At 44.3% G+C, this 23,927-nt stretch carries 26 protein-coding genes; 18 read left to right on the forward strand and 8 right to left on the reverse strand.

Translation table 11 applies throughout. The features are described 5' to 3' along the window. The first annotated feature begins 43 nt into the window (after window positions 1-43). Window positions 44-1,498, forward strand: coding sequence for a DUF1846 domain-containing protein (locus tag Q0P34_RS01160; protein WP_294951665.1), 1,455 nt, complete (start codon window positions 44-46; stop codon window positions 1,496-1,498). Between the two features lie 98 nt (window positions 1,499-1,596). On the opposite strand, the gene Q0P34_RS01165 is transcribed toward Q0P34_RS01160, so the two are convergent. Next, window positions 1,597-2,487 carry a phosphatidylinositol-specific phospholipase C domain-containing protein gene (locus Q0P34_RS01165; protein WP_294951667.1) on the reverse strand — a complete coding sequence of 297 codons (891 nt, stop codon included), beginning with the start codon at window positions 2,485-2,487 and terminating at the stop codon, window positions 1,597-1,599. Window positions 2,488-2,587: 100 nt separating this feature from the next. On the opposite strand from Q0P34_RS01165, the gene Q0P34_RS01170 reads away from it, so the two are divergent. From Q0P34_RS01170 to rpsR, 9 genes are all read left to right on the forward strand, one after another. Then, window positions 2,588-3,028 (forward strand): hypothetical protein, encoded by a 441-nt coding sequence (locus tag Q0P34_RS01170; RefSeq protein WP_294951669.1) that lies wholly within the window; start codon window positions 2,588-2,590, stop codon window positions 3,026-3,028. Continuing rightward, window positions 3,025-3,975, forward strand: coding sequence for a CehA/McbA family metallohydrolase (locus Q0P34_RS01175; RefSeq protein WP_294951670.1), 951 nt, complete (start codon window positions 3,025-3,027; stop codon window positions 3,973-3,975). Before Q0P34_RS01170 ends, Q0P34_RS01175 begins: the two co-directional genes overlap by 4 nt. A gap of 190 nt (window positions 3,976-4,165) precedes the next feature. Further along, window positions 4,166-5,185, forward strand: coding sequence for an ABC transporter substrate-binding protein (locus Q0P34_RS01180; RefSeq protein WP_294951672.1), 1,020 nt, complete (start codon window positions 4,166-4,168; stop codon window positions 5,183-5,185). A 117-nt stretch (window positions 5,186-5,302) separates the two neighbouring features. After that, window positions 5,303-6,199: an ABC transporter permease gene (locus Q0P34_RS01185; RefSeq protein ID WP_294951674.1), complete on the forward strand. Its 897-nt coding sequence runs from the start codon at window positions 5,303-5,305 to the stop codon at window positions 6,197-6,199. 1 nt (window position 6,200) lies between these two features. Further along, a complete protein-coding gene (locus Q0P34_RS01190) occupies window positions 6,201-7,007 on the forward strand; it encodes an ABC transporter ATP-binding protein (protein WP_294951676.1) in 807 nt (268 codons plus the stop codon). 71 nt (window positions 7,008-7,078) lie between these two features. Continuing rightward, window positions 7,079-7,255, forward strand: coding sequence for a DUF4250 domain-containing protein (locus tag Q0P34_RS01195; protein WP_294951678.1), 177 nt, complete (start codon window positions 7,079-7,081; stop codon window positions 7,253-7,255). 119 nt (window positions 7,256-7,374) lie between these two features. Continuing rightward, window positions 7,375-7,665, forward strand: a complete 291-nt coding sequence (gene rpsF / locus Q0P34_RS01200; protein WP_178668031.1) for a 30S ribosomal protein S6 — start codon at window positions 7,375-7,377, stop codon at window positions 7,663-7,665. Between the two features lie 14 nt (window positions 7,666-7,679). Continuing rightward, window positions 7,680-8,117, forward strand: a complete 438-nt coding sequence (locus tag Q0P34_RS01205; protein WP_294951681.1) for a single-stranded DNA-binding protein — start codon at window positions 7,680-7,682, stop codon at window positions 8,115-8,117. A 23-nt stretch (window positions 8,118-8,140) separates the two neighbouring features. Then, window positions 8,141-8,377: a 30S ribosomal protein S18 gene (gene rpsR, locus Q0P34_RS01210; protein WP_178668027.1), complete on the forward strand. Its 237-nt coding sequence runs from the start codon at window positions 8,141-8,143 to the stop codon at window positions 8,375-8,377. Window positions 8,378-8,433: 56 nt separating this feature from the next. Here rpsR and Q0P34_RS01215 read toward each other — a convergent pair whose 3' ends face one another. From Q0P34_RS01215 to metF, 4 genes are read right to left on the reverse strand one after another with little or no spacing between them, the layout of a single operon-like run. Continuing rightward, window positions 8,434-8,826 carry an RrF2 family transcriptional regulator gene (locus Q0P34_RS01215; protein ID WP_294951684.1) on the reverse strand — a complete coding sequence of 131 codons (393 nt, stop codon included), beginning with the start codon at window positions 8,824-8,826 and terminating at the stop codon, window positions 8,434-8,436. 15 nt (window positions 8,827-8,841) lie between these two features. Further along, window positions 8,842-11,133 carry a homocysteine S-methyltransferase family protein gene (locus Q0P34_RS01220; protein ID WP_294951686.1) on the reverse strand — a complete coding sequence of 764 codons (2,292 nt, stop codon included), beginning with the start codon at window positions 11,131-11,133 and terminating at the stop codon, window positions 8,842-8,844. Beyond that, window positions 11,130-11,687: a vitamin B12 dependent-methionine synthase activation domain-containing protein gene (locus Q0P34_RS01225; protein ID WP_294951688.1), complete on the reverse strand. Its 558-nt coding sequence runs from the start codon at window positions 11,685-11,687 to the stop codon at window positions 11,130-11,132. The genes Q0P34_RS01220 and Q0P34_RS01225 overlap by 4 nt, the downstream gene beginning before the upstream one ends. Beyond that, the gene (gene metF / locus Q0P34_RS01230; protein WP_294951690.1) at window positions 11,680-12,549 is read right to left on the reverse strand and encodes a methylenetetrahydrofolate reductase [NAD(P)H]; all 870 of its coding nucleotides are present in this window, start codon (window positions 12,547-12,549) and stop codon (window positions 11,680-11,682) included. Before metF ends, Q0P34_RS01225 begins: the two co-directional genes overlap by 8 nt. Before the next feature lie 176 nt (window positions 12,550-12,725). On the opposite strand from metF, the gene Q0P34_RS01235 reads away from it, so the two are divergent. Continuing rightward, window positions 12,726-13,967, forward strand: coding sequence for a M20/M25/M40 family metallo-hydrolase (locus Q0P34_RS01235; protein WP_294951692.1), 1,242 nt, complete (start codon window positions 12,726-12,728; stop codon window positions 13,965-13,967). A 142-nt stretch (window positions 13,968-14,109) separates the two neighbouring features. Here the strand turns inward: Q0P34_RS01235 and Q0P34_RS01240 are convergent, their stop codons facing one another. Further along, window positions 14,110-14,916, reverse strand: a complete 807-nt coding sequence (locus tag Q0P34_RS01240) for a hypothetical protein (protein ID WP_294951694.1) — start codon at window positions 14,914-14,916, stop codon at window positions 14,110-14,112. An 87-nt stretch (window positions 14,917-15,003) separates the two neighbouring features. After that, window positions 15,004-16,059: an aldose epimerase family protein gene (locus tag Q0P34_RS01245; protein WP_294951696.1), complete on the reverse strand. Its 1,056-nt coding sequence runs from the start codon at window positions 16,057-16,059 to the stop codon at window positions 15,004-15,006. Window positions 16,060-16,194: 135 nt separating this feature from the next. On the opposite strand from Q0P34_RS01245, the gene Q0P34_RS01250 reads away from it, so the two are divergent. The 6 genes from Q0P34_RS01250 to Q0P34_RS01275 all read left to right on the forward strand — a co-directional run bounded on the left by Q0P34_RS01250 (window position 16,195) and on the right by Q0P34_RS01275 (window position 22,125). Continuing rightward, window positions 16,195-16,944 (forward strand): FHA domain-containing protein, encoded by a 750-nt coding sequence (locus Q0P34_RS01250; RefSeq protein WP_294951698.1) that lies wholly within the window; start codon window positions 16,195-16,197, stop codon window positions 16,942-16,944. A gap of 3 nt (window positions 16,945-16,947) precedes the next feature. Then, a complete protein-coding gene (locus tag Q0P34_RS01255; RefSeq protein WP_294951700.1) occupies window positions 16,948-18,210 on the forward strand; it encodes an FtsW/RodA/SpoVE family cell cycle protein in 1,263 nt (420 codons plus the stop codon). A gap of 2 nt (window positions 18,211-18,212) precedes the next feature. Further along, a complete protein-coding gene (locus tag Q0P34_RS01260) occupies window positions 18,213-19,610 on the forward strand; it encodes a penicillin-binding transpeptidase domain-containing protein (RefSeq protein ID WP_294951702.1) in 1,398 nt (465 codons plus the stop codon). A 90-nt stretch (window positions 19,611-19,700) separates the two neighbouring features. Further along, window positions 19,701-20,165 (forward strand): DUF4830 domain-containing protein, encoded by a 465-nt coding sequence (locus tag Q0P34_RS01265; protein ID WP_294951704.1) that lies wholly within the window; start codon window positions 19,701-19,703, stop codon window positions 20,163-20,165. Further along, window positions 20,152-20,856, forward strand: a complete 705-nt coding sequence (locus tag Q0P34_RS01270; protein ID WP_294951706.1) for a pseudouridine synthase — start codon at window positions 20,152-20,154, stop codon at window positions 20,854-20,856. Before Q0P34_RS01265 ends, Q0P34_RS01270 begins: the two co-directional genes overlap by 14 nt. Window positions 20,857-21,039: 183 nt before the next feature. After that, window positions 21,040-22,125: a helix-turn-helix domain-containing protein gene (locus tag Q0P34_RS01275; protein ID WP_294951708.1), complete on the forward strand. Its 1,086-nt coding sequence runs from the start codon at window positions 21,040-21,042 to the stop codon at window positions 22,123-22,125. Window positions 22,126-22,240: 115 nt separating this feature from the next. On the opposite strand, the gene Q0P34_RS01280 is transcribed toward Q0P34_RS01275, so the two are convergent. Next, window positions 22,241-23,089 carry an AraC family transcriptional regulator gene (locus Q0P34_RS01280; RefSeq protein WP_294951710.1) on the reverse strand — a complete coding sequence of 283 codons (849 nt, stop codon included), beginning with the start codon at window positions 23,087-23,089 and terminating at the stop codon, window positions 22,241-22,243. Between the two features lie 125 nt (window positions 23,090-23,214). On the opposite strand from Q0P34_RS01280, the gene Q0P34_RS01285 reads away from it, so the two are divergent. After that, window positions 23,215-23,925, forward strand: coding sequence for a class II aldolase/adducin family protein (locus tag Q0P34_RS01285; protein WP_294951712.1), 711 nt, complete (start codon window positions 23,215-23,217; stop codon window positions 23,923-23,925). The last annotated feature ends 2 nt before the right edge of the window (window positions 23,926-23,927 follow it).

Genomic DNA, 23,927 nt, shown 5'->3' on the forward strand with positions numbered 1-23,927 from the left:
TTTTGTGCATCTGTCTTTTTTTGTGGCAAGAGGGGGCAATGTAATGTACAAAATCGGTTTTGATAACGATAAATACTTATCTATGCAATCAAGCAGAATTAAGGAGCGTATTGCAGAATTCGGCGGAAAGCTTTATCTTGAGTTCGGCGGAAAGCTTTTTGACGACTACCACGCAAGCAGAGTGCTGCCGGGATTTTTGCCCGACAGCAAGCTTCAAATGCTTCTTCAGCTTAAGGACGAGGCAGAGATTGTTGTTGTTATCAGCGCTGACGATATTGAAAAAAATAAAATCAGGGGAGACCTTGGCATAACCTATGATGTTGATGTGTTTCGTCTTATTGACGCTTTTAGGAGCAAGGGGCTTTTTGTCGGCTCCGTTTGTCTTACAAAGTACACCGCCACCCCAAAGGTTTTGGCGTTTGAGGAAAGGCTTGCAGCAGCAAGCATCAAGGCATATCATCATTATTTGATTGACGGCTATCCAAATAATATTTCAAAGATTGTGTCAGACGACGGCTACGGTAAAAATGATTACATAGAAACTCAGCGAGAGCTTGTGGTTATTACGGCTCCCGGTCCGGGCAGCGGAAAGATGGCAACCTGCCTGTCACAGCTTTATCACGAAAACAAGCGAGGGGTAAAGGCAGGCTATGCAAAGTTTGAAACCTTCCCTATTTGGAATATTCCTCTTAATCATCCTGTTAACATTGCGTACGAGGCGGCGACTGCCGACCTTAACGATGTTAATATGATAGACCCGTGGCACCTTGAGGCATACGGCGAATCAACCGTAAACTACAACCGTGATGTAGAGATTTTTCCTGTGCTCAAGGCAACCTTTGATAAGATTTACGGCAAATGCCCGTACAAGTCACCTACCGATATGGGTGTTAATATGGCGGGCAACTGCATTGTTGATAACGATGCGGTGTGCGAGGCGTCTAATAACGAAATTATCCGCAGGTATTTTACCGCAAAATGCAACAAAAAGCGCGGTGCGAAAAATGACAGCGAGATTTACAAGCTTGAGCTTTTGCTTAACAATGCATTGCTTAATACATATGACAGAAAATGTGTTGAGGCAGCCGAAGAGCTTGCAAAGAAAACAGATGCCCCTGCCGCAGCAATAGAGCTTGACGACGGCAGAATTATCACAGGCAAAACATCAGTTACAATGGGATGTGTGAGTGCAACAATGCTCAATGCACTAAAGGCACTTGCAAATATGGACGATATTACTCTTATTGACCCCGAGGTTATTAAGCCGATAGAAAACCTGAAAACAACTCACCTCGGCGCAAAAAATCCACAGCTTCATATTAACGAAATCCTTATTGCTCTTGCAATTTCAGCCGTAACGGACGAAAACGCAAAAAAGGCTCTTGCACAGCTTGATAAGCTGAATAACTGCGAAATGCACTGCTCTGTTATGCTTTCGGCTGTTGATGAAAAAATGCTCAAGGAGCTCGGCATCCGCCTCACCTGCAACGATAGGTAACAGAATTTAATAAACAAAAAGCGGATTGAACTCATCAATCCGCTTTTGTTGTTTTTGATTTATCCCTCAGTCGTCATTTATGACGACTGAGGGATAAACTAAAAATTGTGCTCTATTATTTTTTGAGTTAGCTGCGGTGTCGGAAAATCGAGGTAGATTGTGCCGTAGTACCTGCCCTTGTCAAGCGGGTATTGCATAACAAGCGGGTTAAGAACAGACGCATTATATCTTGGCCCCTTTATTCCTCCTGCCGTTGATGTGTAGTTGATAACGTATCTGCCGTCAAATTCCGTCATGGAATCCAAAAACGGCTTTAGGCAGTCGTCCCATCTTTGCTGTGGCTTGTACTTAAACCTGTCCTGAATTACAAAAACCGCATTGTCCCTGCTGTTTGTTTTAAGCGTTAACGGCTGTGGCTCTGCCGTTGTTTGCTCAACCCAGCGTGAAAAATCAAGCCCTGTGCTGTCGTCGGTAAAATCGGGATTACCCTCGTCCATTTTGCATCTGCGTATCAAAACGATTTTGCCCCTTGCCTCATCAAGACACGGCACCTGATTTTTTGTGTACCACCTGTCCTCGTTGCCCTTAATGTAGGTGTAAAACAGGTTGTCAAAGCATTTTTCGTTTTCCTTGTTGCTGTCGTTTTTGAACTGAAAAATAATTGCTTCGCTTGGATTTCTGCTCAAAAAATTATAGCAATGCACCAAAACATCCTCAAGGTCCATTTGATTGCCAAGGCGGTTGGGCGTGTTGAACGCCTTTGCAAATCCGTGCACACATTTGAGCCTGTCACCACGGCTTTCCACCCTGATGTCGAGTGCGCGTATGCCGATGTTAAGCTGCTCGTATATGTTGCTGTTTTGCGTTTTGCTGATGTGGGGAAACTGAACGTATTGTGTAACGCAATCGTGGCTGCCCGGCACGGTAATCAAATAAAGGCTTTTTGAACCGTCAACGGCACCCATCCATCTCCTCAAATCTGTCTTCATAATTATCACCAATAACATTATAAATTATTTGTTACTTTTTATCAATAGCATAACTTAATATATAATGGTATAATTTAGTATATATTTTTATACGGTGATTATGATGAACATTTTTTCATACACAGGCAGGATAACCCCTGCCGACGACAAAACAAATATAACTCACTCCTTTACCGTGCCTGACGGTGTGGAGAGGCTTGTTGTCAGGTACAGCTATTCTCCGAAGGAGGTGGAGGACGAGGACAGCGCAATGCGTCTTGTTGCCGATGGGCTTAGAAGATGCAACACGGCTGTTGTAAACGTTTCGTCCTTTCTGCCTGTTAAAAACCTCATTACCCTTTCGTTTGACGAAAACGGTAGCTATCGCGGTGCCTGTCACCGTCAACCTAACGAGCAAACTATTATTATTGCAGAAACCGGCTCCACAAGCGGAATAAACAATTCTCCTATTCAGGCAGGGGAATGGGCAGTCGTGCTTAATGTTCATTTTGCAGGCTGTGATATAGACTATACTGTTGATATAGAAGGTGAAATAAAATGAGCTATCTCCCGTGCGAATTGCATTGCCACACAGTAAACAGTGACGGAAGCTTTACAACAAAGGAGCTTTTGCAAAGGGCGGCTGACGACCACCTTGCGCTTATCGCTCTTACAGACCACAATACTGTCAGTGGCTGTGCAGAGCTTGATGACAGCATTACCCCTGCTATCAGGGGCATAGAGTGGACTACATATTTTGGGCATATGCTTGTGCTTGGAGCTAAATCCTTTGTGGATTGGCGCGATGCAAATCCCGATAATATAGATGATAAAATCAATCAAATAAAGGAAGCGGGCGGAATAGTCGGAGTGGCTCATCCGTTCCAGCTTGGCTCACCGATGTGTACGGGAGGCAGATGGGAATTTAATGTTCGCAATTGGCGAAATGTAGATTACATCGAGGTTTGGCACAATGCCTTTTCGTTTGACAATTACGAAAACGACAGGGCACTTGCCTTTTGGACAGAGCTTCTTGACAAGGGCTATCACATTGCCTGTACCTATGGCAGAGATTGGCACAGGGACGAGGCAAGGGGACATTACGGCTGTACATACCTTGACATTGACGGCGAGATAAATGAACAAAATGCCATCAGAGCAATACGTATGGGCAAAACCGTTGCATCAACGGGTGCAAAGTTTTTCTTTAGGGTGCATCAAAAGGGTAACACCTACTCTATAGGTGAAACAATGAAAAAAGGTAATGCCGTGTTTAGCTTCTTTATTGACCTTCATTCAAGGGAAAAGAATTCGGGCAACGAAGAGGTTGAGCATAACATAATCAAGCTTATCACCAACGGCGGCGAATGTGTTATGCAAACTGCCGTGTCCGAGCGACATGTGCACATTAACCTAAAGCCTAATCATTGGTACCGTGCAGAGCTGTGGGGTAAGGTTAACGGAGTAAAAAAGATTTTGGCGGTTACATCGCCGATATATACAGTATAAGCGAAACCGAGGGGATAAAACACCGCATTGTCATCACCGATGTTTATACCTAATATCATCAATTTTGATGATGTTCAAAAAATCGGTAAAAATGTTTCATTGATGAATATGTGCGTCCTTGTTGACTTTAACACTTTTATGTGCTAAACTGAACACACTCTAAAAAATATAGTAAGTGAGGTTATCTTCAATGAAAAAGCTAACAAAAAAGATTACCGCTGTGGCTCTTGCCGCAGTTATGGTAGGCGGTGTGCTTGCAGGCTGTTCTGCAGCAAAGGATAACGGCGACGATCAAACAGCCGAGGTAAAGACATACAAGATCGGTATTTGTCAGCTCGTTACACATGATGCTCTTGATGCAGCAACAAAGGGCTTCCAGGACAAGCTTACAGAGCTTGGCGAGGCTAACGGCGTTAAGTTTGAGTTTGATTATCAAAACGCATCAGGTGATTCTACAAACTGCTCAACCATCGCAAACAAGTTTGTATCATCACAGTACGATTTGATTATGGCAAACGCAACTCCTGCTCTTCAGGCTTGTGTAACAGCAACAGCTGCTTCAAAGACTCCTGTTGTCGGCACATCTGTAACAGATTATGCAGCAGCTCTTGACATTCAAATGGGCCCGACAGACGCAACAGGTATTAATGTAACAGGTACAAGCGACCTTGCTCCTCTTGATAAGCAGGCACAGCAGATTATGGATTTGTTCCCTGAAACAAAGAAGGTTGGCGTTATCTATTGTTCAGCAGAGGCTAACTCAAAGCCACAGGCAGACGGTGTTAAGGAAGCACTTGCCGCAAAGGGTGTTGAGTGTGAATATTATGCATTCTCTGATTCAAACGATATTTCTGCAGTAGCAAAGAAGGCTGCAGCAGAGGTTGATGTTATTTACGTCCCAACCGACAACACAGCAGCATCAAACGGTGCAGTTATCGACGATGCCTGCAAGAACGCAAACACTCCTGTTATCGCAGGTGAAGAGGGTATCTTCACTAACACAAACGCAGTTGCAACACTTTCAATTTCTTACTATGCACTTGGCCAAACAACTGCAGAAATGGCATACGATATTCTTGTAAACGGCAAGGACCCTGCAACAATGAACATTCAGCAAACTTCCGGCCTTACCTACAAGTATAACGAGGCTCAGGCAAAGGCTTTCAATGCTATTATTCCTGACGGCTACGAGGCTGCAACAGCAGAATAATTTGACACTTGACTAATTCAAAGCGTTAAAGTATAATTAAATAACAAAAGCTAAGGAGCAATGAGCAAGATGCTTGTTGCTCTTTAAGTTGTATTTACAGGAAAAGAGGAATTATTTATGGGATCCTTTATAAATGCTATACCGGGTGCTATCGGTCAAGGACTTATATGGGGCATAATGGCTATCGGTGTTTACATAACCTTCCGTGTGCTCGATTTTGCCGATCTTACCGTTGACGGAACCTTGGCAACAGGCGGTGCAACCTTGGTTACAGCCATGATGAACGGTGTTAATGTGTATGTTGCGTTGGTTATTGCCTTTGCGGCAGGATGTCTTGCCGGCTTGGTAACAGGTCTGCTCAACACTGCTTTCGGCATACCTCCCATTTTGGCAGGTATCTTAACACAGCTGGCGCTGTATTCAATCAACCTGCGTATTTTGGGCAAGGCAAATCAGCCTGTGTCGTCATACAAGTATCATTTGATTTGCACAATGTCAGAGCTCAACAAGGCATTGCTTGTTGCAACAGCCTTTGTACTTGTTATTATTGCAATCCTTTACTGGTTCTTCGGTACGGAAGTCGGCCACGCAATCCGTGCAACAGGTACAAATATGAATATGGCACGTGCAAACGGTATCAACATCAACTCTTCAAAAATCCTTGCTCTTGTTATTTCAAACGGCTTGGTTGCGCTTGCAGGCGGACTTTTGGCACAGTATCAAGGCTATTCCGATATTAATATGGGCAGAGGTGCTATCGTTATCGGTCTTGCGGCTGTTATCATCGGCGAGGTGCTTTTGGGCAAGATATTCAAAAACTTTGCACTCAAGCTTTTGGCAGTTGCAATCGGCGGTATTATTTACTATGTTGTAATGCAGTTTGTAATCAGCCTCGGTCTTAACACAGATGACCTAAAGCTTTTGACAGCGGCAGTTGTTGCTGTGTTCTTGGGTATTCCGTACATCAAGAGCAGATATGCAGAAACTCACGTTAAGGTAAAGGAGGTTAAGTAATATGCTTGAAATTAAGAATGTTCACAAAACCTTCAATCCGGGTACTATTAATGAAAAGAAGGCACTTAACGGCATAGACCTTGTGCTAAACGAGGGTGATTTTGTAACCGTTATCGGCGGTAACGGCGCAGGCAAATCCACAATGCTTAATATGGTTGCAGGCGTTTATCCTGTTGATTGCGGTTCAATTACCATTGACGGCGTTGATGTTACAAAGCTTCCGGAGCATAAAAGAGCAAAATATATCGGCAGAGTGTTCCAGGACCCTATGAACGGCACTGCTGCAAGCATGCAGATTATTGAAAACCTTGCACTCGCTTCAAGACGAGGCTCGCACAGAGGTCTCGGTCCGGGTGTAAAGCACAAGGAAAAGGAAGCGTACAAGAAGATGCTTGCAAGCCTTGACCTTGGTCTTGAGGACAGACTTACATCAAAGGTAGGTCTTCTTTCGGGCGGTCAGCGTCAGGCAGTAACATTGCTTATGGCAACTCTTCGCAAGCCAAAGCTTTTGCTTCTTGATGAGCACACGGCAGCGCTTGACCCTAAAACCGCAAAGAAGGTGCTTGACCTCACAGAGCAAATCGTTGCAGAAAATAACCTTACAACAATTATGATTACACATAATATGAAGGATGCTATCAATATCGGCAACCGACTTGTTATGATGAACGACGGCAAAATTATTTATGATGTTCAGGGCGAGGAAAAGAAGGCTCTTACTACCGCGAATTTGCTTGCAAAGTTCAAGCTTACATCGGGCGAGGAGCTTGAGGACGACAAGATTCTCCTCTCCGAAGCCGAGCAATAAAACAAACCTTGTCTCCCCTCAGTCGCATTTTATATGCGACTGAGGGGAAAATATATTTCAAAGGAGACATTATGGCATTACCGCAGGACCCGTTTATTATGTTTAGTGTAGTTAATACAAAGCTTCGTGATTGCTATTCTTCACTCGATGCACTTTGCGACGATATGGGTGAAAGCAAGGAGCATATTTTGCAAACGCTTTCGGCAATCGGCTTTGAGTACGACGAGGCACAAAACTGCTTCAAATAAAAAAGTCTTGACATCTTGCTCTTATGCTGATATAATAACAAGGCTTGCAAAGTGTCTTGTTGCAAGTAATATCCTTGCGTATGGAAAATACGCCAAAGTCCAAAAGGAGGTGCTGAAGAATGGCATTAAAAGACTACGAAATCGTAATGGTTTTCTCTCTTTCAAAGGGAGAGGAGGCAGTAAACGCTCTTAAGACAAAGTTCACTGACCTCATCTCAAAGAATGGCACTCTCGGCGAAGTAGAGGATTGGGGCAAGAAGAAGCTTGCTTACCCTATCAACTACGAGGCTGATGGTTACTATGTTCTTATCAACTTCTCATCAGAAGAGTCTTTCCCTGCAGAGCTTGACCGTGTAATTAACATTACAGACGGCGTTTTGCGTTCACTTATCGTCGCTAAAGGCGAATAATTAGGAGGCATACTATGATTAATATGGTAGCCCTAATGGGTAGACTTACATTTGAGCCTGAGCTCAAAACAACACCGGCAGGTGTATCTGTTATTCGTTTTCAGGTTGCGTGCGACAGGAATTTCCAACGCTCCGGCCAGGAAAGACAGGCAGATTTTATCGACTGTGTTGCTTGGAGACAGACAGCAGAGTTCATCTCTCGCTATTTTCACAAGGGCTCAATGATTGCTGTTGAGGGTACTCTTCAAACAAGCAATTATACCGACAAAAACGGTAACCAAAGAAAACAGGTTGAGGTTCTTGCTAACAACGTTTCGTTCTGCGGTTCAAAGAATGAATCGGGCACAGGTGCTGTTGCAGGCGGATTTAATGAGCCTGCTCCAAGCTATGCAAGTGCAGACAACAGTGATTTTGAAGAAATTGTTGACGAGGACGATGACCTTCCGTTCTAACATTAATTAAGGAGGAAATCAAAATGGCATATAACGCTAAAGGCCCAAGAAAGAGCCGTAGAAAGGTTTGTCAATTTTGTGTAGATAAGGCTGAAAGCATTGATTACAAGGATACACAAAAGCTCAAGAAGTTTGTTTCAGAGCGTTCAAAGATCCTTCCGCGTCGTGTAACAGGTACTTGCGCAAAGCACCAGAGAATGCTTACAACAGCTATCAAGAGAGCAAGACATCTCGCTCTTTTGCCATACACATCAGACTGATAAAACAAAACGCAGTTCAAATGAACTGCGTTTTTATCTTTTATATATGTGTATTATTAAAGCAGGTCGGCAAGGGTTTTGGAATTGAGGAAGGTCATAATAACCTCGTTAAGCTCGTTCCACATCGGGCGCGTCAGGCAGGATTGCTCCTTTTTACATTCGCCGCAGTTTACGCAGGCAACGGGCGCAAGCGTCTTTTCCGTCAGCACAAGTATTTCGCCGACAGAGTATTCATCAATTTTTCTGTTGAGCCTGTACCCACCGCTTTTGCCTCTTGCGCTGTCCACCAAGCCGCCCTTTGACAGCTTGGCAATAATTGCTTCAAGATATTTCATACTAATTTCCTGGCGTTCGGATATATCCTTCAGCGAGATATAGCTTCCGTCATCGTGGGTTGCCAAATCAAGCATAATGCTTAAAGCATATCTGCCCTTTGTTGAAATCATCATAGGCTGTGTTCTTCCTTAATCAAAAAATTCCTGCGCAATTCTAACGCTTTCCATTGCGTCCTTTGCGTACCAATCGGCATTTATCATTTTTGCGTAATCCCTTGTCAGCACAGCACCGCCGACAAATACCTTTGCATCGGTATTGTCGTGCAGGAGCTTGATGGTTTTTTCCATATTAGGTACGGTTGTTGTCATCAATGCCGACAGGCCGACAAGCTTAACATCATTCTTTATTGCCTCTTCAAGCACCCTTTCGCACTTGACATCCTTGCCGAGATCGATAACGTCAAAGCCGTAGTTTTGCAAAAGCACCTTAACAATGTTTTTGCCGATGTCGTGGATGTCGCCCTCAACGGTGGCAATGATAATTTTTTCACCCTTAACCTGTGGAGTTCCGCTGCTGATAATGTGTGCCTTTATTTTGTCAAAGGCAGCCTTTGCGCTGTCCGCACTCATCAAAAGCTGTGGCAGGAACAGTGTGTTCTTTTCGAACCCGTCACCCACAACATCAAGTGCAGGTATGATGTAGGTGTTAATTATTTCCAAGGGCTCGGCTGATTTAAGGAGGCTTTCGGCACACCTTGCGCTCTCGTCCTTCATACCCTTGATAATGGCTTGCTTCAGGTCAACCTCGTTTGTTGAGGTGACAATCTCTATCGGAGCGGCAGACCTGATGTACTGCTCACAGTTTTCGTCAAGACCTGCAAGCGCCTTGTAGCTGTAAAAGGCGTTCATCATAGGCTTTGAGTTTGGATTGATGATACCTGCCGATAGCCCTGCATTCATTGCAAGAGTGTAAAACGCCGTGTTAACAGCCTCTCGGTTAGGCAGGCCAAAGCTGATGTTGGACACGCCCAAAACCGTGTTAACTCCTAAGGTGTTGCGGATATAGCTAACTGCCTTTAGTGTTTCAACTGCATTTTTGCCGTCGGTAGATATTGTCATAGTCAGCGCGTCAACAACAAGATTTTTCTTATCTATGCCATAGCTTTGGGCTGTGGCGATTATTTTTTTTGCAATATCAATTCTGCCCTCGGCCGTTTCGGGTATTCCGTTTTCGTCAAGGCAAAGGCAAACAACAACACCGCCGTACTTTTTGGCTAGCGGAAATATTTCATCCATACTCTTTTTCTTGCCGTTTACGGAATTTATCATAGCCTTGCCGTTGTATATGCGCAGTCCTGCCTCCATTGCCTTGGCATCGGAGCTGTCAAGCTGTAACGGAGTAGGCAAAACGGATTGAAGCTCATATACGGATTTGCAAAGCATTTCGGTTTCGTCAATCTCCGGCAGTCCCATATTGACATCAAGGATGTGTGCGCCGGCTTCCCTCTGGTTTATGCCCTCACGCAAAATGTAATCCATATCCTTGTTGCGCAAGGCTTCCTTTAACAGCTTTTTGCCTGTCGGGTTAATTCGCTCGCCGATAACAACGCCGTCGCCTATGTTAACGCATTGAGAATATGATGTAACAACCGTGTCGTTCTTTTTTTCGGGAGCAACATCGTCAATGCTCCTTGTTGCCTCTATCATTGCCTTGATGTGCTGTGGGGTTGTGCCGCAGCAACCGCCGAGATACGATACACCCATATTTGCAATCTGTACCATATAGTTTGCAAATTCCTCGGGTTCAACGTTGTACACGGTTTTGCCGTTAATGCTTTCGGGCAGACCGGCGTTAGGCATAACAATAATAGGGGTTGATGTGCATTTTTCAAGCTCCTCGACAAGCGGAAGCATTTGCTTTGGGCCGAGACCGCAGTTAAAGCCGATTGCGTCTGCACCGAGTCCTTCGGCTATGGCGCAGGCAGTTTTAACATCTGCACCGGTAAGGAGCCTGCCGTTTTCGTCAAATATCATAGATACGATAAGCGGCAAATCGCAGTTTTCCTTAACGGCAAGCATAGCCGCCTTTAGCTCGTATGCATCACCAAAGGTTTCGCAGATAACGAGGTCTGCACCGTCCTTGCCTGCGTTTACAATATCGGCAAAAACGCTGACACATTCCTCAAAATCAAGGTCGCCCATAGGCTTAAGCAGCTTGCCGGTAGGACCGATGTCGAGCGCAACTCTTTTGCCTGTGCGCCTTGCATTTTTAACGCCGGCTCTTATCAGCTCGTCTGCGTTGTCGTATTTAAGTCGGTTTGCGCCAAAGGTGTTTGCAGTAATTATATCTGCGCCTGCCTCGGCGTAAGCCTTGTGTATTGCATATATTCTTTCCGGGTCGGTAAGGTTTAACAGCTCCGGCAGTTCACCTGCCTTAAGGTTGAGCATTGAGCCCATTCCACCATCAAAATAAGTTATCATAAATCCAGTCCTATAAATGCCGTAACGCTTTTTGTAGGCACCATTTCGCAGGTGTCGGTCAGCGTTAAGCCAATTCTTTTTTGTAATTCAAGTAATGAAAAAAACTTTTTCTGTTCGGTTATATCAAGGTCAAAATATCCCGGTGAATATCTCTGACGCAGTGTACAGCCGTATTGTGCGGTAATGCTTTTTTCTGCATCGTCGCAAACCTCCTCGATTTTTTGTGCCGAGGCTGCCTGCAACGCCATTGCAAGCGCAACATCTGTTGCCGATGCGATTTTTATCTGCCTGTCACATTCTGCACCAAGCGTTGCACCAAGCAGGGCAACCCTTGTACAGCCCTTTAGGTTTTGTGCAAGGCGGGTGCTGAAAAATTCTGTATCACCGATAATCAGCGAGGTGTCCGTTACCGTGCAGTCGAAAATCCTGTACAGAGTTTTCGGCACACAGCTTGCTTCAATGGTTTCTATCGCTTTGTCAACAAGAGCCAATATTTGCTCGTTGTCGGTTTTTGACGATGTTCGCATATAGCGAAGAATTTCTGCCTTATTCATTGATAATGCTTGAAAGTCCGTTCATAATTGCCATTGCAACATCGGGCTTGTTCATTGTGTAAATGTGGATGTTGTTGAAGCCGTTTGCCATAAGGTCAATGATTTGGTCGGTGGCATAGATGATGCCTGCCTGCTTCATCTTGTCGGGGTCGTCACCGAAGCGCTCCATAATTCTAAAGAACTTTGCAGGCACGCTTGAATTGGAAAGCTCTATGCTTCGCTTAACCTGGTTTGCATTTGTAATGGGCATAATGCCTGCAATGATGGGCACATTGATGCCCTTGATTTGACACATCTCGTAAAAGTTAAAGAATTTTTCGTTATCAAAAAACATTTGAGTTGTAAGGAACTCAACACCACAGTCAACCTTTTCCTTGAGGTGTGCAATATCATCAACTCTGTTTTTGCTTTCGGGATGAACCTCCGGATAGCAGGCACCGCCTACGCAGATGTTGGGGTTGATGCTTTTAATCTCGTTTACAAGCTGATAGGCGTTTGAAAAGTATTGCCTGTCGGTAAATTCAAAGCCCTGCGGAATGTCACCGCGAAGCGCAAGGATGTTTTCTATTCCGTTTGCATCAAGCTCCGATACAACCTGATGAATTTTGTCCCTTGACGATGTAAGGCAGGTCAGGTGAGAAAGAGGAGTAATACCGCAATCCTTAACCTCGTTTGCAATCTCTGTTGTAAAGCCTGATGTTGTGCCTGCCGCACCGTAGGTAACAGACATAAAGTCGGGGTTGTATTTGCACAATTCCCTAACGGTTTGCTTGGTGGTTTCAAGCTTGTCCCACTGCTTTGGCGGGAAAACCTCAAACGACACCGTAACTCTGTTGTCCTTTAATATTTTGCTGATTTTCATACCCGTGTCCTCGTATATATAAATATGTATAAATTATATACTTTTAATACCCACTTTGTCAATAGGAATTAAAAGGACATATTTCTGCATAAATTTACTTGTTTTTGTTGCAAGTTGAGTATAATTGTGATAAACTGAATTTATATTATTCATATTATTTTGTATGGAGGCTATTTATGGATTTAACAAAAATTATCAACAAAAAAGATGAAGCCGCAAAGTATATGATTGATGAAATCACTCACATCATTAAAACCTTTGAAAAAAGAGACCCCGGCTCTGTCGGCGAGCGTCAGTCCTGCGAATATATGGCAGAGGTTCTCAAAAAGGATTGTGGCTGTGAAACTGCAGAGGTTGAATCGTTTAAGGAAAATCCGGGCTCATTCTACGGATGGATTTATTTTACAATCACATTTGTAATCGTAGGTATTGCATTATCATTCTTTGCGCCTATTCTCAGCATTATTCTTATCGTTGTAGGCTTGTTCATTGTTCTTGCACAATTCGGCTTTTATAAAAAGCTTATTGATAAGTGCTTCCCTGAAAAAACAGGACACAACGTAACAGCTATTAAAAAATGCACAAGCGGTGCTCCTAAAAGAAGAATTATGTTTAACGGTCACCCTGACGCAGCTTGGGAATGGCCTATGAACTACAAGTTCGGCGGTGTCGGCTTTGAGGGACACGCAATCCTTTGCGGTGTCGGTGCAGTGTACTACGCTGTTCTTTGCATAATCAAATGCGTAAAGTACGGCTTGTTCGGTACTGTTCCTGTGTCAGAGCCTATCGTTAAGGCAGGCCTTATCGGTCTTTTGTTCCTCATTCCTCTTGTTGGCCTTTATTGGATGGTTAACTATCGCAGAGTTGTTGACGGTGCAAACGATAACCTTTCGGGTTGTTATATGGGTATTGCAGTTATGAAAATGCTAAAGGACGAGGGCATCGACCTTGAGGATACCGAAATCGGTTGTATCCTTACAGGCTCAGAGGAGGCAGGCCTTCGCGGTTCAAAGGCTTGGTGCGAGGCACATGCAGGCGAATTTCAGGATTGTCCTACTATGATTATTTCGTACGACACTATCCATGATCCAAAGTATCTTATGGTAAATTACCGTGACCTTAACGGTACAGTAAAGGCAGACAAGGATTATTCGGATTTGTTTATGGAGGCTGCCAAGGCTGTTAATGTTCCTTGCAAGAAGGGTTGGGTTCCTCCACTCGGCGGTGCAACCGACTCGGCAGCATTTGCACAGGCAGGCTTTAGAGCAGCAGGTATCACAGGCCTCAACCATAATCTTGAGGATTACTATCACACCCGTCGTGATACATATGACAATATGAACGAGGAAGGCCTTGCAAATTGCTATGCCGCAACAGTAAAGGCAGTAGAAATGTTCATCAACGGCGCAAAGCAATAAGCTTGATAAAATGGTCTGAACCACGCCAAATAAAATAAAACAAACCAAATTGGCTCCCCTTGTTGTAAGGGGAGCTGTCACCGCAGGTGACTGAGGGGATAAAAAAACAGATTGAACATCGTGTTCAATCTGTTTTTGTTTATTATTCATTATCGTTGTCGCAGCAGTCACAGCCGTCTGATTTTTCCGGCGGGAAAAATTGCTCCACAGGGAAGTCGATGCCCTGAAATGCTGTGCAAGGGTCCTGTGTTGAACAGCTGCATTCTCTGTCGGGGATGCAAAAATCATATGCAGGGATTGTCATTTGCACATCTCTTTCCATCTGGATGATAGAGAATAGGCCAAGGGTAACAAGCACTGCTCTGCTTGACGCAACGGGGATAGGACCCTCGCCTGAGCTCTGCATAATGCATTGCGGGAAGCAGGTGCACAACGGCACAGGACAGTTGCAGGTGTCCACAACATCGCAGGCAAGCACAACAGGGTCAACTGCCTGCACCTTTGCGGTTGGGTTTGCATATTGCGGAGCCTCGGGGCAATCTGTTTTTTCGTCGCAGTAATTGGATGTAAAAATTTTAACATCGCCCTCTGAGCCGTACAAAATGCACTTCTTTTCAAATTCGGCATAGCCCACGGCAATTTGAGGAGTTGTGCACGGTGCCGTATAGCAATCAAAGCAAAGCATAAAGTAAAAGTGAACCGTTGCACTGTAAAAGCCTCGGTTAAAAGGCACCTCGTCAACATCAATGCTGACTGCCTTAATGGTGGCGTTACGGCATTTTACCGATGCTGCCTCGTCAATAAGTCTTTGGCTTGAGCCGAAAAATGTAACTCTTAAATCCTCAAGGCAGTCCTTGCTGACGCAGGAATCGTAGATTCGCTTTGTATCTATGCACACTGCCTCATTTATTTTTCTGTTGCAATCGTTAATGATAGGATTGTCGGGCATAAAAAAATCTCCTTCACGGTAATGTAAGATAAGGATTTAATCCTTTACTTCAATCCATACTATGAAGGAGCTTTTATTTTGTGAATATTAATCCGCAAAGAATCTGAATTCCGTTACGGTTTTGAATTCCTCGTTTGCCTTTACAAATTTTGCAGGGAATTTGTCGGCGTGATGCAGTGTGTCGGGATAAAACTGGGTTTCAAGGGCGGCACCTCTGCGGAAGGTAACCTTGCCGTTTGATGCCTTGCCGCAATCGCTCTCTCTGTCAAGCCAGCCGCCGCAGTAAAGCTGAATACCCGGCAAATCGGTGTAAACCTCAAGCCTTCTTCCGCTTTCTCTGTGTTCAAGCACGGCAGCCTGCTGCATGGTAAAATCCTTTTTGTACAAGCAGTAGTTGTTGTCGTATCCTATGCCGTCAATGACAGCCCTAAACGGCTCGTCAATTCTTTCGCCGATTTTTGTGCTTTGGGCAAAATCCATCATTGTGCCCTTTAGCTTGCCGAGCTCACCTGTAGGGAGCTGGTCACCGTCGGTCTCTGTAAAATAATCGGCATTGATTTTAAGGTAGTGATTTTGCACATCCTCGTCGGCATTGCCCGAAAGATTAAAATACGCGTGGTTTGTAGGGTTTGCAACCGTGTCCTCGTCACACAGTATTGTGTATTCAACACGCAGGGTGTTGTCGTCGGTTAGGGTGTACTTAACCTTCATTGTAAAATTACCGCCGAAGCCGTCCTCACCGTCGGGAGAAAAGCGAGAGAAGGTTACAAAATCATCGCCGACCTCCTCTACATCCCAAGGCGTAAAGCTGAAACGACCTCCGCCGTGCAGGGTCCATCTTCCTTGGTTCATAGGTGTTTTGTATTCCTTGCCGTTAAAGGTGAATTTTGCATCTCTGATTCTGTTTGCCCATCTGCCGACAACAAGTCCCTGATATCCAAGGTCGGGATTTGTATAGTCCTGCGGATTGTCAAAGCCGAGAACAACATCGGCGAGAGTGCCGTTTTTGTCCGGCATATAAAGGGACTGAATACCTGCGCCGAGGGTTTGGAGCGATACGCACGCACCGTTTTTGTTTGTTATTTTGTAAAGGTCAATTTGAGCTCCGTCGGCAAGAGTGCCGAATATTGATTTGGTAACCATAGCAATTCTCCTGTTAGGTATATAAATGATTGTATATTAATTATAGATTAAATCTTTTTTAATTTCAAGTAGGGTAACTTGACAATTTAGGTTAAAATTATTAATATTGAGATGTTACAAAGGAGAGTAAGCTATATGGATACTATTATTGCTGTGTTGCGTTATGTGGCACCTGTTGCGGCAGTTTTTATTCTTGCAACGTGTGTAATATCGTTGTTTCGTAACCGTCCGCGAGTGCACAGGCTTGCAAGACTTATTGACCAAAACGACGGCACGATAATTGAAATTACACATTGGGAAACGTCAATAGGCAAAAGCAAGGCAAACGATATTGTTTTGCCGTTGCCGACTGTTGCGCGCTTTCACGCGGTTATTGCAAAAAAGCGCAGGGATTGGGTTGTTACCGACACATCTGCAAGGGCAATCGGTATACTTGTAAACGGCGAAAAGGTTGACGGCAGTGCCGTTATTGAAAATGAGGACATCATTACCATCGGCAACATTCCGCTTAAGTTTGAGTGTGAGGAGGCATTGAGCGCAAGCAGTAAAAGGGAGCTTCGCAATCAGGCACAGCCGACAGCTCAAAAGGGCAAAAATGTTGCATACGGTGTGCTTGTGGATATAAAAACCAAAAAGCCGATTTACCTGAAAAAGCAGGATGTGCTTATCGGCAGAGGTGAGGATACCGATATTCGTATCCCAAATCAAACGGTCAGCTCACATCACGCGCGTATATACAAAACCTCTCGCGGCTGGGCTCTCACGGATTTGGACAGCCACAACGGCACAAAGCTAAACGGCAGGTATCTGTCACAATCTCAGCTTATTTTTGACGAGGATATGATAACCTTCGGAGACAGGGTTTTCATCTTTTATGAAAGGTAAATTATGGAAGAAAAAAGAAAAAGGCAGGTAAGAATAAAGCCTGTTAACAATTTTGCATTGATGATATTGCTGTCGTTGTTCCAGCTTGCAACAGGCTTTGCCGGAGCAAACTGCACAGGTGCTTTTGAGCCAAAGGTCTTTTTGTCGCTTGTGCTTTTGATAGCAACCGAATGGGTGTATCTAATCTTTTTTTACACCGTTTTTCACAGAAGAAATTTTGAGCTTGAAATAATTGCGTTTTTCCTGTCGGGTGTAGGTCTTGTAACGGTAGGCAGTCAAAATACCGACCAGGGCTTTAAGCAATATTTTATGATATTGGCAGGGTTGTTGGTGTTTATCTTTTTGATGTTCCTGCTTGGCCACGTTGATTTTTGTATGAAGATACGTGTTATTGTTGCGGTGGGTGCGTTGCTTTTGTTGCTCGTTAACCTTGCTATTGCAAAGACAACCCTCGGCGCACGAAATTGGATAAGTATAGGCGGTATCACTCTTCAGCCGTCTGAGTTTGTAAAGGTTGCCTTCATCTTTGTCGGCTCCGCAACGCTTGAAAAAATACAAACCTCAAAAAACATTATTGCTTTTATCGGATTTTCGCTTGCTGTTGTGGGCTCGCTCATTATAATTAAGGATTTCGGCACGGCGCTTATTTTCTTTGTTACGTTCCTGATTATTGCGTTTATGAATTCAGGCGACATCAAAACAATCATCCTTGCCGTTGCATCGGGTGTAATGGGCGGTGCGATTGTGCTTAAATACAAAAGCAACATAATGCGTCGCTTTGCCGTTTACCGTCATGTTATGGAGGCAGAATATTACAACACCTCCGGCTATCAGCAAAGCCGTGTGCTTGTTGGCCTTGCAAGCGGTGGATTGCTCGGTCTCGGCATCGGCAACGGTAATGTTCGTAATATCGGCGAGTCAACAAACGACCTTATCTTCGGCGTAATTTGTGAGGAGTGGGGCTATCTTTTCGGCATAGCACTTGTGCTTTCGTTTGTATGCATTGCGGTGTCGGCTCTGGTTAATTCAATAGCATCGCGTTCAACCTTTTATTCGATAGCATCAATTGCCGGTGCAGGTATGCTGTTGTTCCAGACAGCACTTAATATTTTCGGCATTACAGACATTTTGCCTCTCACGGGTGTAACCCTGCCGTTTGTCAGTCAGGGTGGCTCAAGTATGATTTGCTGTTGGGCAGTGCTTGCGTTTATTAAGGCTTCGGATGTTCGTACCTACAATTATCTTGGGGGTGCAAGGAAGAAATGAAAATGATTACCAAAAGAGGTATTTTCCTCTGGATTATGTCTGCTGCTTTTTTGGTGGGGCTTGTGTTTATGACAGTGTCACTTGTGCAAAACGGCGACACTTGGGTTATGAAAAGGTTTAATCACCATGTTTACAGTAACGGTGAGCTTATCGGCGCAGGCACAATTTATGACAGGGACGGCGAAATCCTTGCTCAAACCGTGGACGGTGACAGAGTTTATTCCGACTCTGCAACTACAAGAAAAGCCACCCTCCACGTTGTAGGTGACCCAAAAAACTTTATCTCAACAGGTGTTCAGTCTGTGTATTCCGCAAGGCTTACAGGCTACAGCCTGATGTTCGGCGTGCATAACATTCAGCGCTACGGCAAGGGTAACGACCTAAAGCTTACCGTTGACCGTGAGGTTTGCGACGAGGCTTACAAGGCACTCAACGGCAGAAAGGGCACTGTAGGTATAGTAAACTACAAAACAGGAGATATTGTTTGCTCGGTTTCGTCTCCGTCGTATGATGTTGATGACGTTCCGGACAATCTTTTAACAAGTGACAAATACGAGGGTGTATATATCAATCGTCTTTTGGGTGCCCATTATGTTCCGGGTTCAACCTTTAAGCTTGTTACGGCGATTTGCGCGATAGAGAACATACCCGATATTTATTCAAGAGAATGGGCGTGCCACGGTGAGTATCAACCCGAACAGGGCGTGCCTATTAAGTGTAACGCAAACCACGGCGGACACATTAACTTTAACGACGCCCTTGCAAAGTCCTGCAATGCGGCATTTGCACAAATTGCTATTGAGCTTGGGCAGGACAAGCTTTCCGCTACTGCAAGGGAGCTTGGCATAGGCTCTGCCGTAACTGTCAGCGGAGAAATAGATTCCTACGCAGGTTATTTTGAATTTTCCGACAAGGTAAAAATGGGTGTAGACTCTCTTGGTTGGACAGGTATCGGTCAGGGCAATACGCGTATTGCGCCTATCACAATGCTTCGTATTGTATCTGCTGTTGCCAACGATGGCACAGCCGTTTCGTTCAATATCGTTGATTCTTTAGCCAATCAGGCTGGCAAGGCACTTGACTTTACACTGCCAAGCAATCGACTTGCTATGATAAGTCCCGATGTTGCCTCCAAAATGAAGCAAATGATGAGGTATAATGTTACGGACCATTACGGCGAGTCAAGGTACAAGGGCTTAAACCTCTGTGCAAAATCAGGTACGGCACAGATTGACAGCAACGACGACCACAACATTGCGTGGTTTACAGGCTTTATGGATGATGACAAGCATCCGTATGCGTTTGTTGTAGTTGTGGAAAACGGCAATTCAGGCTCGCAAACAGCCGGTCCGGTTGCAAAGCGAGTTCTTAATAAGCTTGTAGAAGTAGGCAATAAATAGCAATCCGAACCTTGGTTCAAATTACTTTTTATTGCATAGATTAATTGGTATTTTGCAGTTGGCATTCGCATATAATTCCACGGTGATATTATGCGGATGTTAACTTTTAAGCTAAAGCCAAAAACAGCCTTTGGCATTATTTTACTTCTTACGGGAGTGGTGGTGATAGCCGTGTCGTTCATCGGCAACCATCCTGCAACACCTGCGTCAAAGCAGACAACCGTGTCCTGCAAAACAGCAGAAGAAAGAGTAAATTACATTAACTCCCTCGGATTTGAGACCGATTCAAGCGAGGAAAGCAAGGAAATCATTATCCCTACAAGGTTTAATGATGTTTATAACAAATATAACGAAATTCAAAAAAAGCAGGGGCTTGACCTTGCGGAGTATAAGGGCAAAACCGCGGTTATGTACACCTATCATATTACCAATTACGGTGATAATGATAATGTGATAGCAAATCTCATTGTTTTTGACGGTCAGCTTATCGGAGCGGATTTGTGCGATACCTCTGCGGACAACGGCTTCTTGGTGGCACTTAATGACAAGACTTGACAAAATTTTATCCACACAGCTTAATATTTCACGCACCGATGCAAAGCAGATGATTAAAAAGGGCAGGGTGAGCGTTAACGGTATCCCAGCAAAATCGGGCGATGTAAAGGTTGCCGATGCCGATATTGTGGCCGTTGACGGCAATAAAATATCGTACAGTCGGTTTGTCTATATTATGATGAATAAGCCCAAGGGCGTCATTTCCGCATCTGAGGGCAAGGGCGAAAAAACCGTTGTTGACCTGGTGCCGAGCGATATGCAAAGGCGTGGGCTGTTTCCTGCCGGCAGACTTGATAAGGACACGACGGGCTTTGTGCTGTTAACCGATGACGGTGAATTTGCTCACAGCATTTTGGCACCGTCAAGGCATATTGATAAAACCTATGTTGTTACTCTCGACAAGCCCGTAACACCCGAGGCAGTGGCAGATTTTCGTTCAGGTATGGAGCTGAACGGCGAAAGGCTTTTGCAGGCAGATGCCGAAATTATCAGCGAGGACGCAACTGTTTGCAGGGTTGTTTTGAGGCAGGGGCTTTATCATCAAATTAAGCGAATGTTCAAAAAGCACGGCTTAACCGTGCTTGAGCTTAAACGCGTAAAAATGGGCAATTTGCCCCTTGATGACTCACTTTTGCCGGGTGAATGTAGATATTTGTCACAAAAGGAGCTTGATTTGATTTGTAGCAGATAGGGCAATTTTGGCAGATTTGGCACAATATATTGTGGTTATTTTGACGCGTTAGTCAAATAGCACAAAAAAATAAAAAATAATTAGTAAAAAGGTTGCAATTTTATCAAATCTCTTGTATAATGTATACAATAGGTTTGATATTTTTTTGTGCAGTTATGTGTTATAACTTATGGAGGAGATTTTATGCCTAATAGATTATTTCAAAGCATAATCAATCAAATGCGTGATGCAATCGACAGAACTATCGGCGTGGTAGACGATACCGGAACTGTCATTTCCTGCAGCGAGCTCGGCACAATCGGCGAGGTTCGCAAGGGTGTAGTTGCTGCCGGTGTGTTCGGCGGTGCACAGGTTTGCGTTGACACCTGCACCTACAAGGCATTTGGTGACAGCGTTCATCCGGAATATGCCTGCTTTGTTGACGGCACGGACGAAATCAGCCGTCGCTTTGCTTCTATTATTGCGGTTGCGCTTGACCAAATTAAAAAGAATAATGATGAAAAATTTGACCGTTCAAATTTCATCAAAAATGTAATTCTTGATAATATTTTGCCGGGTGATATTTACATCAAATCCCGTGAGCTTCGCTTTAACAACGATGCCACAAGGTGCGTGTTTATCATCCGTACGGCAGAACGCACAGACGTTTCTGTTTACGATGTTGTTCAAAATTTCTTCCCGGATAAAACCAAGGATTTTGTAATTTCTGTCAGCGAAACCGACATTGCCCTCATCAAAGAGGTGCGCCCAAATGTAGAATCAAAGGATTTGGAAAAGCTTGCGCAGTCCATCTGCGACACCCTTTCAACCGAGTTCTACTGCAAGGCCACCGTGGGTATCGGCTCCTGCGTTCAGGGTATTAAGGATCTTGCAAAGGCGTTCAAGGAGGCACAGGTTGCCCTTGAGGTTAGCAAGGTGTTTGATAACGAGCGCACAATTATTAATTATGACAATCTCGGCATTGCCCGTCTTATTTATCAGCTTCCTACAACTCTTTGCGAGATGTTTCTTAAGGAAGTGTTCAAAAAGGGCAGTATCGAATCTCTCGACCAGGAAACCCTGTTTACTATTCAAAAGTTTTTTGATAACAACCTTAACGTGTCGGAAACCTCAAGAAAGCTTTTTGTACACAGAAATACACTTGTTTACCGTCTTGAAAAAATCAAAAAGCTCACCGGCCTTGACCTGCGTGAGTTTGATGACGCTATCGTTTTCAAGGTAGCACTTATGGTAAATAAGTACCTTGATTCCACCCCGGTTAAGTACTGATTCTCTATACCTATTATATCGCTTTTCGGCTCCCCTTATAGCAAGGGGAGCCGTTTTGTTTTTTAGGCATATTATTTAGGCTAAATGTTTAATATATACAGTACTGTTTCACCTTTCACATAATCATTTTTCTGTATTCGGTTGGTGTCATATTTTTCTTTCGCTTAAACAAGCGATTAAAATAGCTGAGGTCGTTAAATCCGCAGGAAAAGGCAACATCCGTTACCGACAGATAAGGCAGTCTTAACTGCTCCGCCGCACATTCTATGCGATAGTAATTCAGATAATCTATCGGGGTTTTGCCGGTTGCCTGCTTAAATGCACGGCAAAAGTATTGCGAGTTCAGGTTTGCCTCTCGTGCCAAATCATCAAGCGTTAACGGCTTTGCGTAATCGTTGCGGATTTTGGTAAGCACACGTTTGATTTGCTTGTTCTTTCGGTAAACATTGCCTGACGATGACGGCTCCGTCTGCTGTCTCTGCTCAAGCAATCCGCCCACTAACTGCCACAAAAGCCCCGTGGTGTTGAATGTGTAGGCTTCGCTTTCCTTTTCCATATTCTCAAACAGCTCGTCAATAATGGCACCGCACCTGCTGCCGGCGTCAAAAACCAATTCGCACACAGCGCCGGAGTCGATTGATTTGTTGTACTTTTCAACACATTGAGGCGATTGTGCCAAAAAGCTTTCAATATCAAAAACAACACATTCGTATATGCACCTTTGCGGTGTACCGCCGTGAATCAGCCCTCCGGGGATAAAAACACTTTGCCCCTTTTCTACGCCGTATTGCTTGCCGTTAACGGTGAGCTCAAGCCTGCCGTCAAGGACAAGTATCAGCTCACATTCCATATGCCAATGAAACGGCATTTCGTACTGAGGGTGGCTTTTGTCAACATAGTACAGTTGAATGGGAAAGCCAAATGTTCCACGCCTTTGATTTTCCTGATAGCCCAAATATCTCATACTGCTCTCCAAATATTATCCGAAAAAAGTCAATATTGTCCTATTACATATCATTATACGCCTTGTAGCATACAAAAATCAACAGTATAATATAAATATAATATTGTTTTGAAAGGAAATGCAATATGGATATTGAAATTATTAAAGACCAAATATGTGATGTTTGCCACAAAATGTGGCAGCTCGGCTGGGTTGCCGCAAATGACGGCAATGTCAGCGCAAAGCTTGACGACGGCACAATCCTTGCCACTCCTACGGGAATGAGCAAGTCCTTTATCACACCCGACAAGCTTATCAGAATTGACGCACAGGGCAATGTGCTGGAGGCGGCAGAGGGCTTGCGTCCTTCAAGTGAAATCAAAATGCATCTTCGTTGCTACGACAAACGCCCGGATGTTACAAGTGTTATCCACGCTCATCCGCCGGGAGCAACAGGCTTTGCAGTAGCTCACAAGGCAATGGATATGTACAATATGATTGAAGATGTTGCGGCTATCGGTGCCGTTCCTCTTACACCATACGGCACACCGTCTACAACAGAGGTGCCGGACGCTATTGAGCCGTATCTTGATGAGCATGATGTTATGCTTCTTGAAAACCACGGTGCCTTGGCAGTCGGCAGTGACGTTATTACAGCATTTTACAGAATGGAAAGTCTTGAGCTTTGGGCAAAGATTACAATTAACGCAGTTATCCTCGGCGGCAGCTGTGACATTAATAACGAGAATATTCAAAAGCTTATTGATTTAAGAAGCTACTACAAAATCACAGGTCGTCACCCGGGCTACAAGGTGTTCAACCCTGACGACGAGCTGTTGCACAAAAAGGAGGATTAATT

This window comes from uncultured Eubacterium sp., from assembly GCF_945980375.1.
Classification (GTDB): Bacteria; Bacillota; Clostridia; order Oscillospirales; family Acutalibacteraceae; genus Eubacterium_R.